Here is a 13282-nt window from a genome sequence, read left to right as displayed (position 1 = left end):
CCTCCTTGGCGGCGGTGGGCGGCGTGCGGCCTCGGCCGTGGCGCGGACAACGCGCTGGCCGTGCCGTCAGCCGCCCGCGCGCCGCGCGAGCCCGCTGGCGGTGAGAGCCAGCCCGGCCGGCCAGGCATCTGCCGCCAGCCCGTGGCCATACACCGCCTCGCAGGCGGCGCGCAGGGCACTGGCCCCGGCGGCCATGTGCGCCGCGACCATGCCGGCAAGCACATCCCCCGTGCCCGCGGTGGCCAGCCGTGCGTTGCCCGTGGGGTTGATGGCGGGCACGCGGCCGGGGGCCGCCACCACTGTGCCCGAGCCCTTGAGCACGGCCACGCAGTTGAACTGCGAGGCCAGTTGCTGGGCCGCGTCCAGGCGGTCCGCCTGGACCTCGGCGGTGGACAGGCCCAGCAGCCGGGCGGCCTCCAGAGGGTGGGGCGTCAGCACCGTGGGCAAGCCGTGCTGGCCGCGCGCCACCACCAGCGCGTGCAGGGCGGCCTGGCTGGCGATGGTGTTGAGGGCATCGGCGTCCAGCACCAGCCGCGCCGAGCGCGTGATGACGCCCGGCAGCACATGGGCGACGGCCTGGCCGCCGCCGCAGCCGCAGACCACGGTGAGCTGTTCCAGCGCCAGGGCGTCGAAGCGGCGGAACATCAGCTCGGGTTGCTGCAGGTCCAGCTCCAGATGGCCGCCGTCGAGCAGGGCCACCAGTACACGCCCCGCGCCGCCATGCAAGGCCGCGGACGCGGCCAGCAGGGCGGCGCCCGCCATGCCCATGCCACGCCCCGCCAGCCCCTCTCCCCCCACCACGGCCACGTCGCCATAGCTGCCCTTGTGGCTGGCATGGGCGCGTGGTGCCGCCAGCGCGGGGCCACAAAGCCAGGCGCTGGGGGGCTCGTGCCCGGCCTCCGCGCCCAGCGCGTCAAACCACACCCTGCCCGTGGCGTCACGCCCCGCGCCGGTGAAGAGGCCGGGCTTGAGGGTGAGCAGGCTCAGCGTGTGCCGCGCGGCGCGCGGCGGGTGGGCTGCGTCGGGCGCGAAGCCCGCCGCGAACTGTCCCGTATCGGCGTCCAGACCGCTGGGCAGGTCCACCGCCAGCACGGGCGCGGGGCTGCGCTGCAGGGCCTCCAGGCAGCGGCGCAGCCGCTCGTCCGGTTCGCGGGCCGGGGGGCTGGCGGGGTTGGCTCCCACGCCGATGCCCAGCAGCGCGTCGATGCACAGGTCGGAGGCCGTGAGGTCTTCGGGGGCGCTGTCGGCCCACAGCACGCCCGCGTCCCGCGCGCGTTCCCACGAACGGCGGGCATCGGCGGGGGCGCGGTCCGGGTTGCCCAGCCAGGTGACCACCACGCGCCGTCCGTCGCGCTGCAGGTGCAGGGCGGCCTCCAGGCCGTCGCCGCCGTTGTTGCCGGGGCCACAGGCTATCCACACGGTGCGCGCATGGGGCGCGAGCGCCCGGGCCAGGCGGGCCACGGCCAAGCCCGCCCGCTGCATCAGCGTGTGCGGGGGCAGGGCGGCGGCGGCCTGCTGCTCCATGCGCCGCGTGGCTGCCGTGTTGAACAGGGGGTGCGGCTGCTGGGGCGTGATGGGGTGCATGGGCGGGGGCTGGCAGGTGGTGGCGGGTGGTGGCGGGTGGTGGTCGGGGGGGGCCGGTGGCGGCGGGCTCAGGGCTTCGCCGTGGAGCGGTGGTCGTAGGCCAGCTCCATCCGGTAGGCCAGGCCCAGGAACAGCGATTGCGCGAGGCTCAGCGTGCTGGTGAGCGAGCGAAAACCAAAAGTGGCACCGTCCTGCGCGATCAGGGTGGCGCTGGCCAGGGCCGCGAGCGGGCTCAGCTGGCTGTCGGTGATGGCAAGCAGGCGCGCGCCGCGCGCCACCGCCGCCTGTGCGAGCTCCAGGGTCTCCTGCGCGTAGGGCTCGAACGAGACGGCGACCAGCACATCGCCGGGCGCCAGCGCGCGCAGCTCGCCCTGGTGCATGAAACCCAGCCCGTGCAGCCAGTGCACCGGCTTGGCCGTGTGCTGCAGCGCGTAGGCCAGGTAGGCGCCCACCGGAAACGCGCGGCGCGATGCGGCCAGCCAGAGCGCGGGGGCCTGCAGCATCAGCTCCACCGCCGCATCGAACTGTGCGTCCGGCAGGTTGCGCTGCAGCGCCTGCAGGCTGTCGATGTTGCCGTCGATCACCTCGTGCGCGAGCTGGGCGGCCGACCGCGCGCTGCCGCCGGGCACGATCAGTTCGCGGATGCGTTCCTGGTAGTTGCGGTTGGGGGCCAGCTGCCGCACGGCTCCGGCGCGGAACAGGGCCTGCATTTCCGTGTAGCCCGAAAACCCGAAATGCTTGGCAAACCGCACCAGTGCCGACGGCTGCACGCCGCATTGCGCGGCCGTGGCCTGCACGCCATCGAGCGCCAGCTGGTCGCGTTGCTTCTCGACATAGCGCGCGATGGTCTTGAGCTGGCGGCTCAAGGGCTCGAAGCCCGCATGCACGGCCGCCAGGAATGCGTCCGCGTCGGGGTAGGGGGCGGACGCGTTGCCGGGGGGCGTGGCAATGGGATCGGCCAGGGTGTTTCTATTTTTCATTAAATTAGAAAATATTTTCTATTTTGGGCTATCATAGGCGCAACGAACCATTATCCGGCGCGCGCTTTCCCGCCGCCGCGCCCTTGCGGAGACCCGTGCATGCTCTCTTTTCCTTCCAACCGGCCCTTTGACGTGGCCTGCCTGGGCCGGCTGGCCGTGGACCTCTATGCCCAGCAGATCGGCTGCAGCCTGGAGGCCGCGACCAGTTTCGCCAAATACCTGGGAGGCTCGTCGGCCAACATAGCCTTTGGCACTGCCCGGCTGGGGCTGCGCTCGGCCATGGTGTCGCGCGTGGGCAATGAGCAGAACGGCCGCTTCCTGCTCGACACCCTGCGGCGCGAGGGCTGCGACGTGAGCCAGGTGCAGGTGGACGACCAGCGCCTGACGGGCATGGTGCTGCTGGGCATCAAGGACCAGGACACCTTCCCCCTGCTTTTCGCCCGCGAGAACTGCGCCGACATGGCGCTGGACGCCGACGCGATCAGCGAGGAGTTCCTGGCGCGCTGCCGCAGCCTGGTGATCACCGGAACGCACCTGAGCACGCCCACCGTGCTGGCCGCGAGCCGCCGCGCGCTGGACATCGCGCAGCGCCATGGCCTGGTGCGGGTGCTGGACATCGACTACCGCCCCGTGCTGTGGGGGCTGGCCGCCAAGGGCGATGGCGAAACGCGCTACGTGGGCAGCGACGCGGTGAGCCGCCACCTGCAGGCGCAGCTCGGATCGTTCGAGCTCATCATCGGCACCGAAGAGGAGTGGCTGATCGCCGGCGGCGTGCCCGGGGACCTGATGGCCAGCCTGCGCGCAGTGCGCGGGCACACACAGGCCGTGCTGGTGGTCAAGCGGGGCCCGCTGGGCTGCAGCATCATCGAGGGGGCGGTGCCCGCCGCCCTGGACGATGCGCCCACGGTGCTGGGCGAGCGCATCGAGGTGCTCAACGTGCTGGGCGCGGGCGATGCCTTCGCGTCGGGCCTGCTGTCGGGCCTGCTGCGGGGCAAGACCCTGGTCGAGTCGGCGGCGATCGCCAATGCCTGCGGGGCCATCGTGGTGTCGCGCCACGGCTGCGCGCCCGCCATGCCCACACCGGCCGAGCTGGCCCACTGGTTCTCGGGGCACCGCCACCCCCGGCCCGACCAGGACCCGCAACTGGCCCATCTGCACCGGGTGACGGCGGCGCGGCCGCAGTGGCCCGAGCTGTTCGTGCTGGCCTACGACCACCGCGCCCAGTTTGAAGACCTGGCGCGGCAGGCCGGTGCGCAGGGCGCACGCCTGCCCGTGCTCAAGCAGCTGCTCAACGCCGTGGTGGCCGAGGTCGAGCGGGACCCCGGGTGCGGGGGGCGCATGGGCGTGCTGATCGACGGACGCATCGGCGAGGCCGCGCTGCACGGCGCCACGGGCCGGGGCTGGTGGCTGGGGCGCCCGATCGAGCGGCCCGGCTCGCGCCCGCTGCGTTTCGACGGCACGCATTCGCTGGCCTCGCAGCTGGTGCACTGGCCGCGCGAGCAGGTCGTGAAATGCCTGGTGTTCTACCATCCGGACGACGCGGCCGCGCTGCGCGCCGAGCAGGACGAGTGGCTGCAGCAGGTGTGGGAGGCCACGCGCGCCAGCGGGCATGAACTGCTGCTGGAGGTGATTCCGCCCAAGGACATGCTGGCCCCGGGCGATACCGGCGAGGCCGTGCTGCGCGCCATCCGCCACTTCTACGGGATCGGCCTCAAGCCCGAGTGGTGGAAGGTCGGCGCCATGGCCGCGCGCCACTGGGAGGCGCTGGACGCCCTGGTGCGCGAGCGCGACCCGTACTGCCGTGGCGCGGTGATCCTGGGGCTGTCGCAGCCGGTGGAGCAGCTCATCGCAGGCTTTGCCGAGGCGCGCGCGCCCATCGTCAAGGGCTTCATGATCGGGCGCACCGTCTGGGCCGGGCCCAGCCTGGCCTGGCTCAAGGGCGAGATCGACGACGCCGGGCTGCAGGCCCAGGTGGCCGCCAATTTCCGCCGCCTCATCGCGGGCTGGCGCGACAGCCGGCCGGCGCAGGCCGCCACCGCCCCCGACGCCGCGGGAGTGCCCGCATGACACTGCTTGTCAAGGCCAACCCGTCGGGCCGGGTGGTGGTGGATGTGACGCCGGCCACGGCCGGATGGACCCACGTGGGGTTCAAGGCCCTGCGCCTGGGCGCGGGGGACGAGGAGTCGCTGGCCACCGGCGCGCGCGAGCTGTGCATCACGGTGCTCAGCGGGCAGGTGGACGTGCACGTGGGCGCACAGGCCTACCGGGCCCTGGGCAGCCGTGCCTCGGTGTTCGAGGAGGCCTCGCCCACGGCCGTGTATGTGCCGCCAGACCGGGCGGTGCGCATCGTGGCGCGGGGCGCCGCCGAGGTGGCGTTGAGCAGCGCGCCGGCGCGCGGCCTGTATCCCGAGCGGGTGATCGAACCCGCGCAGATGCAGCGCAGCGTGCGCGGGCAGGGCAGCAACACGCGCCACGTCTGCGACATCCTGCCCGAGTCGCAGCCCGCCGAAGGCCTGCTGGTCGTGGAGGTGATCACCCCGGCCGGGCATTCATCGAGCTACCCGCCGCACAAGCACGACAGCGCCGACGCGGGCCAGCCACACGCCGAAACCGTGCTCGAGGAAACCTACTACCACCAGCTCCATCCCGCGCAGGGATTCGCCTTTCAGCGCGTGTACACCGACGACCGCTCGCTGGACGAATCCATGGCCGTGGAACACCGCGACACGGTGATGGTGCCGCGCGGCTACCACCCCTGCGTGGCCCCGCATGGCTACGACCTGTACTACCTCAACACCATGGCGGGGCCCGAGCGCCGCTGGGCGTTCAGGAACGATCCCGCGCATGCCTGGATGGTCGCGCCGCGCTGATGCTATTTATTTGATAGCTGCTGGCGCAATCGCATCAAGCGCAAGAGCGCAAAAACACCAAAGATTTCCGAAAAGGTTCGCAGAAAACCTTGCCCCTGAACCGCCAACCTCTGGAGACAAACACACCATGAAACGCAACACCCTTCGCATCCTTGCCGGTGCACTGCTCGCCTGCACGCTCGGCGCCCAGGCGCAGACCGCCGCCTACCCGTCCCAGCCCGTCAAATGGGTGGTTCCCTATGCGCCCGGCGGCACCACCGACGTGATCGCGCGCAGCCTGGCCGTGCGCATGGGGCAGGACCTGGGCCAGCCCGTGGTGGTGGACAACAAGCCGGGCGCGGCCAGCATCATCGGCGCCACCTTCATCGCGCGCTCCGCGGCCGACGGCTACACCGTGGGCACGGCCGATTCGGGCACGCTGGCCTTCAACCCGGCCATGTATTCCGCGCTGAGCTACAACGCCGAGAAGGACTTCAGCTTCATCGGCGGCCTGGGCCGCATGCCCCTGGTGCTGGCCGTGCACCCCGACTTCCCGGCCCGGAACATGCAGGAGTTCCTGGCCCAGGTGCGCAAGAGCCCGGGGACCGTCTCGTCGGCCTCGTCGGGCCCGGGTTCTCCGCTGCACGTGGCGCTGGAACTGTTCAAGCAGCGCACCGGCACGGACATCCTGCATGTCCCCTACAAGGGCTCGGCCCCGGCGCTGCAGGACCTCATGGCGGGCCAGGTGCAGTCGATGTTCGTCGACCTTCCGCCCAGCCTGTCGATGATCAAGGCGGGCAAGGTGCGCGTGCTGGCCGTGGCCACGCCGCAGCGGCTGTCCATCCTGCCCGATGTGCCCACCATGGCCGAGGCCGGCGTACCCGGCTTCGAGGCCTATGCGTGGCAGGGTTTCGTGGGCCCGGCCCGGATGCCTGCGGCGGTGGTGGAGCGCCTGAACAAGGACCTGGCGGCCGCCCTGCGCCATCCCGAGACGCGCGCCAAGCTCGAAGAGATCGGCATCCAGCCGCTGTCCATGACGCCCCAGCAGTTCACCGACTTCGTGCGCAGCGAACAGAAGCTGTGGGCGGGCGTGATCCGCGCCGCCAACATCCGCCTTGATTGACCGGGCCGATACGACCCCAGATACCCGACACGAGACACCACGCCATGACCGTTTCCCTGAACCGCCGCCATGCCTGCGCTGCCCTGGCCAGCCTGGCCGCAGGTACCATGCTGCCCGCCGCCGCCCAGACCGCGGCCTATCCCGGCAAGCCCATTGAACTCATCGTGCCCTTCGCCGCGGGCGGCGGCACCGATGTGCTGGCCCGGGCGCTGGCCGAGGCGGCGCGCAAGCACCTGCCGCAGGACCTGATCGTTCTCAACAAGGCGGGCGCCAGCGGCGCCGTGGGCTGGACCGAGCTGGCCAATGCCCGGCCCGACGGCTACAAGCTGGCCATCATCACGGTGGAGATCACGATGATCCCCCACATGGGCATCACCAGGATCACGGCCGACAGCCTGACCCCCATCGCGCGGCTGAACGCCGACCCGGCCACGCTGGCCGTGCGCGCGGACTCCCCCCTGCGCACCATCGAGGACCTGCTGGCGGCCGCCCGCAAGAACCCGGGCGGCGTGCGCGTGGGCAATGCGGGGCCGGGCTCGCTGGGGCATCTGGCGGCCGCGGCGCTGGAGGACAAGGTGGGCGTGTCGTTCAACCATGCGCCGTACCGCGGTGCCAACCCCGCCGTGCTGGACCTGCTGGGCGGGCACATCGAGGTGGTGGCCGTCACGCCGGTGGAGGTGGCCACCTATGTGGCGGCGGGCAAGATCCGCCCGCTGGCCGTGATGTCCGAGCAGCGCATCGCCGCCGGGTGGGAGGCGGTGCCCACGCTCAAGGAACGCAAGATCGACCTCGTGATCGGGGGCTGGCGCGGTCTGGCCGCGCCCAAGGGCACTCCGCCCGAAGTGGTGGCGGTATTGCGCGCCGCCATCGCCAAGACCCTGCAGGAGCCCGCGCTGCGCGACACCATGGCCCGCCAGAACATGGGGGAGGGCTACCTGGACCAGGCGGACTTCAACGCCCTGATCGCACGGGACAACGCCACGTTCAAGCAACTGGTGGACAGGCTGGGCATCAAGGCCTGAGAAGCCGCCGAACCTGCAGGCCCGCCCTGCGGCGCCCCACGGGGCCGCTGCGGGCGGTTTTCTTTTTTTGGGTGTGCGTCCGCCGGGTCCACGGTGTCCGCCTCGCGGTGGGCATGGCCGCACGGCTTCCCCCGTCCCGGGGGCCGCGGCCCGCGCACGGCCTCATGTCCCGAAGCCGGGGGCAAAGGCCTCGCGCAGCCATTCCACGAACACCGACACCGAACGCGGCACATGGGCCGAGTAGGGACGTATCGCGTGGATCGTCTCGCTGAAGGTGCCCACGGAGCGCCAGTCGGGCAGCACCTGGACGAGCTTGCCCGACTGCAGCGCGGCCTGCGCGCTGAAGTCGGGGACCAGCGCGATGCCCAGGCCCGCCAGGGCCGCGTCGCGCAGGGCCTCGCTGTTGCTGGCGGCCAGCGGCCCGGCCACGGGCACGGTCAGTCGGGGGGCGGTGCCCGGCACCACGGGCTCGAAGGTCCAGGCCGGAGCTTCCTGGGTGCGGGGGTAGTGCAGGCAGTCGTGCCCGCGCAGGTCGCCGGGCGTGCGGGGCAGACCGGCGCGGCGCAGGTAGGCGCGGCTGGCCACTAGCACGGACCGCGTGGTGCACAGCAGCCAGGCCACATGGGTGTCGGGGGCCACGGCGGTGTGGCGGATGGCCAGGTCCAGCCCTTCGAGCGTCAGCGAGCGCAGGTTGTCCGACAGGTCCAGCTCCAGCCGCACTTCGGGATAGGCGCGCACGAACGCAGGCAGCCGGGGCACCAGTTGCTGGCGTGCCAGCGCGACGGGGGCGGTCACGCGCAGGCGGCCCTGGGGCACGCCGGCGCGGTCGCGCACGCTCGCAAAGCTCTCGGCGATGCTGTCGAACGCGCCCCGCGTGTCGTCCACCAGCTGCCGCCCCGCCTCGGTCAGGCCCACGCTGCGCGTGGTGCGCCGCACCAGCGGCACGCCTGCCGCGCGTTCCAGCTCCGCGATGTGCTGGCTCATGGCCGCCTTGCTCACGCCCAGGCGCGCGGCGGCGCCGGTGTAGCTGCCCTGTTCGCCCAGCACGACAAGCCAGTGCAGGTGCGACCACAGGGCTTCGGGTTTGGGATGGATTGTCGATTTCATGGCTCTATTGTTCATCAATGTGAACAATCAATTCACCGCCACGGTCTTGGCGCGGCGGGTTGTCGCTCCTAGACTGCAGGCCACTTTCCACCGTTCTTTGAAAGAGGTTTGCATGACCACCGCCACCCAGCCGGCCCCCATTGGCCACTACATCCACGGCCAGCGCACCATGGGCACCAGCACACGCAGCCAGGACGTGACCAATCCCGCCACGGGCGCCGTGACGGGCCGCGTGGCGCTGGCCCACCGCGCCGATGTGGATGCGGCCGTGGCCGCCGCGCAGGCCGCCTTTCCCGCCTGGGCGGACACGCCGCCCATCCGCCGCGCCCGCGTGCTGTTCAAGTTCCTGGAGCTGGTCAACCAGCACAAGGATGCGCTGGCCCGCGCCATCACGGCCGAGCATGGCAAGGTGTTCACCGATGCGCAGGGCGAGGTGGCGCGCGGCATCGACATCATCGAGTTCGCCTGCGGCGTTCCGCAACTGCTCAAGGGCGATTTCACCGACCAGGTGAGCACCGGCATCGACAACTGGACGTTGCGCCAGCCCCTGGGCGTGGTGGCGGGGATCACGCCTTTCAACTTTCCGGTCATGGTGCCCATGTGGATGTTTCCGGTGGCCATCGCGACCGGCAACACCTTCGTGCTCAAGCCCAGCCCCACCGATCCCACGGCCTCGCTGCTCATGGCCGACCTGTTCCGGCAGGCGGGCCTGCCCGACGGCGTCTTCAACGTGGTGCAGGGCGACAAGGAGGCGGTGGATGCGCTCATCGAGCACCCCGATGTCCGGGCGATCAGCTTTGTCGGCTCCACCCCCATCGCCAACTACATCTACGAGACCGGCGCCCGCCACGGCAAGCGCGTGCAGGCCCTGGGCGGCGCCAAGAACCACATGATCGTCATGCCCGATGCCGACATGGACCAGGCCGTGGACGCCCTCATCGGCGCGGGCTACGGATCGGCCGGTGAGCGCTGCATGGCCATCAGCGTGGCCGTGCTGGTGGGAGATGCCGCCGACAAGGTGGTGCCCAAGCTCGTCGAGCGCACGAAGGCGCTCAAGGTGCTCGACGGCACGAACCTGGCGGCGGAGATGGGCCCCATCGTCACCCGCGCGGCCCACGAGCGCATCTCGGGCTACATCGACCTGGGCGTGAAGGAGGGCGCGCAATTGCTGGTGGATGGCCGCGGCTTTGACGCGGCGCAGGCCGGCGAGGGCTGCGAAGGCGGCTTCTGGATGGGAGGCACCCTGTTCGACCATGTCACGCCGCAGATGCGCATCTACCGGGAGGAGATCTTCGGCCCGGTGCTGGCGGTGGTGCGCGCCAAGGATTTTGGCGAGGCCGTGAAGCTGGTCAACGACCATGAGTTCGGCAACGGCGTGGCCTGCTTCACGCGCGACGGCAACGTGGCCCGCGAGTTCGGCCGCCGCATCCAGGCCGGCATGGTCGGCATCAACGTGCCGATTCCCGTGCCCATGGCCTGGCATGGCTTTGGCGGCTGGAAGCGCAGCCTGTTTGGCGACATGCACGCCTACGGCGAGGAAGGCGTGCGCTTCTACACCAAGCAAAAGAGCATCATGCAGCGCTGGCCTGAAAGCACGCCCAAGGGGGCCGAGTTCGTGATGCCGACGGCCAAGTAGGACCCGGCGCGCGGTCGCTGGAATGGGGCTTTGGCCCCATTTTTTCGTGGCCGCGGCGCGTTGCCGCGGGCCCTTTCGATCCCCGCGCCCAGCGTCCCTGGCGGGTTTGCCGGGCCTCCCGTTCCGGGGGGGGACTCCAGCACGCTCTAGAAACGCTGGATGCCGAACTCCTCGAGGCCGATCTCGGGGCTGCGCTGGCCGATCAGGTCCGCCACGGCCCGGGCGCTCCCGCAGGCCAGGGCCCAGCCGCCGGCGCCGTGGCCCGTGTTGAGCCACAGCCCCGGCACCCCGCTGGGGCCCACCACGGGGGCCGCGTCGGGGAGCATGGTGCGCGCGCCGCGCCAAACCTGCAGCCCCGAGGACAGCTGCGCCCCTCCGGGGAACCAGTCGTTGAGCGTGCGGTACAGGCGCTGCAGGGTGGGCGCATGGTGGTCCGCGTCGGCGCCCGCCAGCTCCGCGCCACCGGCAATGCGCACACGCTGCCCCAGGCGGGTGATGGAGATCTGCTGGGCCATGTCCACCACGCTGGCGCGTGGCGCGTGCGTGGACTCGCGCAGGGGCGCGCTGACCGAATAGCCGTACACGGCGGTCATCGGCAGGCGCAGCCCCAGCGGCGGCAGCAGCGCGGCCGAGGCCATGCCCGCGCACAGCACCACGGCATCGAAGCGGCGCAGCTCGGGCTCGCCTGGCACCGCAATGCCCAGGGGGCTGGTGCCGATGCGTTCGACACGGGTGTTGAACGCGAACTGCACGCCCGAACCCTGCGTGCCCTGGCGCAGCAGTTGCGCGAACAGGCGGCAGTTGCCGGCGCTGGCGTCGGGCAGGTGGATGGCGCAGGCCAGCGGGGCGTCGGGGGACAGCCCGGGCTCGATGTGGCGCGCCGTCGCGGCATCGATCTCGCGTGCCGCCACGCCGCAGTCGCGCAGCACCTGCAGGGCCGGCTGCAGCGCGGCCTGCTCCTGCTCGCTGCGCAGCAGCACCAGGCGTCCGTCACTGGATTCGAAATCCAGCTCGTGCTGGCTGGCGATGGCCTTCAGGCGCTCCTGGCTGTACCGCGCCAGTTGCTCCAGAGCCGGGGCCGGCGCGCTGTTGGCGCGTGCCGCGCGGCGCCAGCGCCACAGCCAGGCCAGATGGTCCTGGCCCAGGCCGGACGCCAGCCGCAGCGTGGCGTGGGCGCCCATGAGCCGCAGCGCCTGGCCGAAGCCGGGCAGGGCCCAGGGGCTGAGCACGTGGGAGCCCAGCAGGCCGGCCGTGGCAAAACTGGCTTCTTCGGCGGCAGCGCTGCGCTGCTCGAACACGGTGACCTCGTGGCCGTCGCTGGCCAGCTCATAGGCAGTGGTGACGCCGACAATGCCGGCGCCCACGATGGCAATCTTCATGAATTTGGGTGTTTTTAGCCTCTAGAGCTTGATTATCAAGCGCTTGCAGCTATTGTTTTTGTAGTATTTTTTCGATTTGCAGGCCCGTGTTGAGCACGGTGTCATCCCGCAGGGCCCCGTGCCAGACCATCAGGCCCACCGGGAGTTCCCCCGGTACATGGCAGGGCAGGGACAGCGCGCAGCCGTCCAGTAGATTGACGGCGCTGGTATTGCGCAGCAGCAGGGTGTTGACGCGGAAGAACTCGGCGTCGCGCGCCGCATCCTGCGCGGCGTCCTGGCCGCCGGCCGGGGCCACATCCGCCAGGGCGGGGGCCACGATGGGCACGGTGGGGGACAGCAGGACGTCGTAGCCTTCCATGCACGCGTGCATGCAGGCCATCCAGTGCTGGCGGGCCTGCAGCAGGTCGATGTATTCCCATGCCATCAGCGCCGCGCCCTTGTCGATGCGCGCACGCACACGGGGGTCGTAGCGCGTGCCCGCGCGCTGCAGCAGTTCGCGGTGCCAGGCGTAGGCTTCGGGCGCGGAGAAGCCATGCACCGGCTGCTCCTGCATGGGGGGCATGTCGATGGTGGCGATGGTGGCGCCCGCCGCGCGCAGCGCGGACAGGGTGCGCTCGAACGCCCGGGCCACCGTGGCGTCCATGCCGTCCAGGAAGACCGTCGAGGGGACGGCCAGGCGGTATTGCGACAGCGGTGCCAGGCTGCGCGTGACGCTCCGGGCGGCCAGCACCTCGTGCGCCACGATGGCATCGCGCACGCTGCGGGTCATGGCGCAGGCCGTGTCGAGCGTGGTGGACAGCGGGACGGCCCCGGCCGTGGGGACCAGCCGCGCGGTGTTCTTGAAGCCCACGATGCCGTTGAGCGCCGCCGGAATGCGGATCGACCCTCCCGTGTCCGACCCCAGTCCGATGAACGCAGCCCCCGTGGCCACCGACACGGCGGCGCCCGACGACGAGCCGCCGGGAACCCGTGGCGCGCCGGGTAATGCGCCCGACCGGGCATCGAAGGCCGCGGGCGTGCCGAAGTGCGGATTCACCCCCACGCCTGAAAACGCGAACTCCACCATGTTCGTGCGGCCGATGACAACGCCACCCGCGGCACGCAGGCGCGCCACCGCGGGGCTGTCGGCCGCTGCGGCGGGCGCATCCGCCAGCACCGTGGAGCCGGCGGGCGTGGGCTGGCCGGCGATGTCGAACAGGTCCTTGACCGATACCGCCAGGCCGGCCAAGGGCAGGCGGTCCAGGCTGGCTTGCACCGCATTGGTGCGTGCTTCCCCGAACAGCGTGCGCACGAAACTGTGGGTGTTCGCAGGGGACTGGGCGGCTTCGATGCAACGTTCCAGCTCTGCGGGCACGGCGGTGGTGCCGTCCCGCAGGCGGTCGCGGGTGGCGATCAGGTCAGGGAGCATGGGTGTGCTAGAATCTTTGGGTTTTGCTGGGAGCAGTAACGCGGGCAAGGGGCAGTGCAATCCGGTGTGATCGGGCATTGTCGCAATGTGCGTGTGGCGGCTTGCGCAGAACCAATCGCAAACCAGCCCTGTCAAGGTGTTGCGTCTTTCGTGAGAAACCACGGCGGCGCAAGTATTGGGGCTGGATTTTAGAC

Annotated in this window: 10 protein-coding genes; 5 read left to right on the top strand and 5 right to left on the bottom strand. The window is 71.2% G+C overall.

Annotated elements, in window-relative coordinates; translation table 11 throughout:
• Positions 1–66 precede the first annotated feature (66 nt).
• Together AC1RCS_RS17570 and AC1RCS_RS17565 are read right to left on the bottom strand one after the other, a co-directional pair.
• Positions 67–1584, bottom strand: coding sequence for an NAD(P)H-hydrate dehydratase (locus AC1RCS_RS17570; RefSeq protein ID WP_492245429.1), 1518 nt, complete (start codon positions 1582–1584; stop codon positions 67–69).
• Between the two features lie 68 nt (positions 1585–1652).
• The gene (locus tag AC1RCS_RS17565; RefSeq protein WP_492245430.1) at positions 1653–2564 is read right to left on the bottom strand and encodes a MurR/RpiR family transcriptional regulator; all 912 of its coding nucleotides are present in this window, start codon (positions 2562–2564) and stop codon (positions 1653–1655) included.
• 99 nt (positions 2565–2663) lie between these two features.
• Between AC1RCS_RS17565 and AC1RCS_RS17560 the strand changes: the two genes are divergently transcribed.
• The 4 genes from AC1RCS_RS17560 (at position 2664) to AC1RCS_RS17545 (ending at position 7558) form a co-directional block, all read left to right on the top strand.
• Positions 2664–4631 carry a bifunctional 5-dehydro-2-deoxygluconokinase/5-dehydro-2-deoxyphosphogluconate aldolase gene (locus AC1RCS_RS17560; protein ID WP_492245431.1) on the top strand — a complete coding sequence of 656 codons (1968 nt, stop codon included), beginning with the start codon at positions 2664–2666 and terminating at the stop codon, positions 4629–4631.
• Entirely contained in the window at positions 4628–5434 is an 807-nt protein-coding gene (iolB, locus tag AC1RCS_RS17555; protein WP_218297704.1) for a 5-deoxy-glucuronate isomerase, read from the top strand. The genes AC1RCS_RS17560 and iolB overlap by 4 nt, the downstream gene beginning before the upstream one ends.
• A gap of 127 nt (positions 5435–5561) precedes the next feature.
• Positions 5562–6536, top strand: a complete 975-nt coding sequence (locus tag AC1RCS_RS17550; RefSeq protein ID WP_218297703.1) for a Bug family tripartite tricarboxylate transporter substrate binding protein — start codon at positions 5562–5564, stop codon at positions 6534–6536.
• Between the two features lie 44 nt (positions 6537–6580).
• Complete coding sequence (locus tag AC1RCS_RS17545; protein ID WP_492245432.1) at positions 6581–7558, top strand: tripartite tricarboxylate transporter substrate binding protein; 978 nt, start codon at positions 6581–6583, stop codon at positions 7556–7558.
• 162 nt (positions 7559–7720) lie between these two features.
• On the opposite strand, the gene AC1RCS_RS17540 is transcribed toward AC1RCS_RS17545, so the two are convergent.
• Positions 7721–8665 carry a LysR family transcriptional regulator gene (locus AC1RCS_RS17540; RefSeq protein ID WP_492245433.1) on the bottom strand — a complete coding sequence of 315 codons (945 nt, stop codon included), beginning with the start codon at positions 8663–8665 and terminating at the stop codon, positions 7721–7723.
• A gap of 112 nt (positions 8666–8777) precedes the next feature.
• Here AC1RCS_RS17540 and AC1RCS_RS17535 point away from each other — a divergent pair, with 112 nt between their 5' ends.
• On the top strand, positions 8778–10301 hold the full coding sequence (locus AC1RCS_RS17535) for a CoA-acylating methylmalonate-semialdehyde dehydrogenase (RefSeq protein ID WP_218297700.1): 1524 nt from the start codon (positions 8778–8780) through the stop codon (positions 10299–10301).
• Between the two features lie 146 nt (positions 10302–10447).
• On the opposite strand, the gene AC1RCS_RS17530 is transcribed toward AC1RCS_RS17535, so the two are convergent.
• Together AC1RCS_RS17530 and AC1RCS_RS17525 are read right to left on the bottom strand one after the other, a co-directional pair.
• The gene (locus AC1RCS_RS17530; protein ID WP_218341587.1) at positions 10448–11680 is read right to left on the bottom strand and encodes an FAD-dependent oxidoreductase; all 1233 of its coding nucleotides are present in this window, start codon (positions 11678–11680) and stop codon (positions 10448–10450) included.
• A 49-nt stretch (positions 11681–11729) separates the two neighbouring features.
• Positions 11730–13088, bottom strand: a complete 1359-nt coding sequence (locus AC1RCS_RS17525; protein ID WP_492245434.1) for an amidase — start codon at positions 13086–13088, stop codon at positions 11730–11732.
• Positions 13089–13282 lie beyond the last annotated feature (194 nt).

This window comes from Acidovorax sp. GW823-FHT01C06 (assembly GCF_058798375.1).
Note: the sequence above shows the minus strand (reverse complement) of the source record. Positions and strands in the feature narration are given on the sequence as shown.

Excerpts from the sequence above, each read along its gene's own strand:
- AC1RCS_RS17560 (WP_492245431.1), top strand. The coding sequence starts at position 2,664 with ATGCTCTCTTTTCCTTCCAACCGGCCCTTTGACGTGGCCTGCCTGGGC.
- AC1RCS_RS17570 (WP_492245429.1), bottom strand. The coding sequence starts at position 1,584 with ATGCACCCCATCACGCCCCAGCAGCCGCACCCCCTGTTCAACACGGCA.
- AC1RCS_RS17545 (WP_492245432.1), top strand. The coding sequence starts at position 6,581 with ATGACCGTTTCCCTGAACCGCCGCCATGCCTGCGCTGCCCTGGCCAGC.
- AC1RCS_RS17540 (WP_492245433.1), bottom strand. The coding sequence starts at position 8,665 with ATGAAATCGACAATCCATCCCAAACCCGAAGCCCTGTGGTCGCACCTG.
- AC1RCS_RS17530 (WP_218341587.1), bottom strand. The coding sequence starts at position 11,680 with ATGAAGATTGCCATCGTGGGCGCCGGCATTGTCGGCGTCACCACTGCC.
- AC1RCS_RS17550 (WP_218297703.1), top strand. The coding sequence starts at position 5,562 with ATGAAACGCAACACCCTTCGCATCCTTGCCGGTGCACTGCTCGCCTGC.
- AC1RCS_RS17525 (WP_492245434.1), bottom strand. The coding sequence starts at position 13,088 with ATGCTCCCTGACCTGATCGCCACCCGCGACCGCCTGCGGGACGGCACC.
- AC1RCS_RS17565 (WP_492245430.1), bottom strand. The coding sequence starts at position 2,564 with ATGAAAAATAGAAACACCCTGGCCGATCCCATTGCCACGCCCCCCGGC.
- iolB (WP_218297704.1), top strand. The coding sequence starts at position 4,628 with ATGACACTGCTTGTCAAGGCCAACCCGTCGGGCCGGGTGGTGGTGGAT.
- AC1RCS_RS17535 (WP_218297700.1), top strand. The coding sequence starts at position 8,778 with ATGACCACCGCCACCCAGCCGGCCCCCATTGGCCACTACATCCACGGC.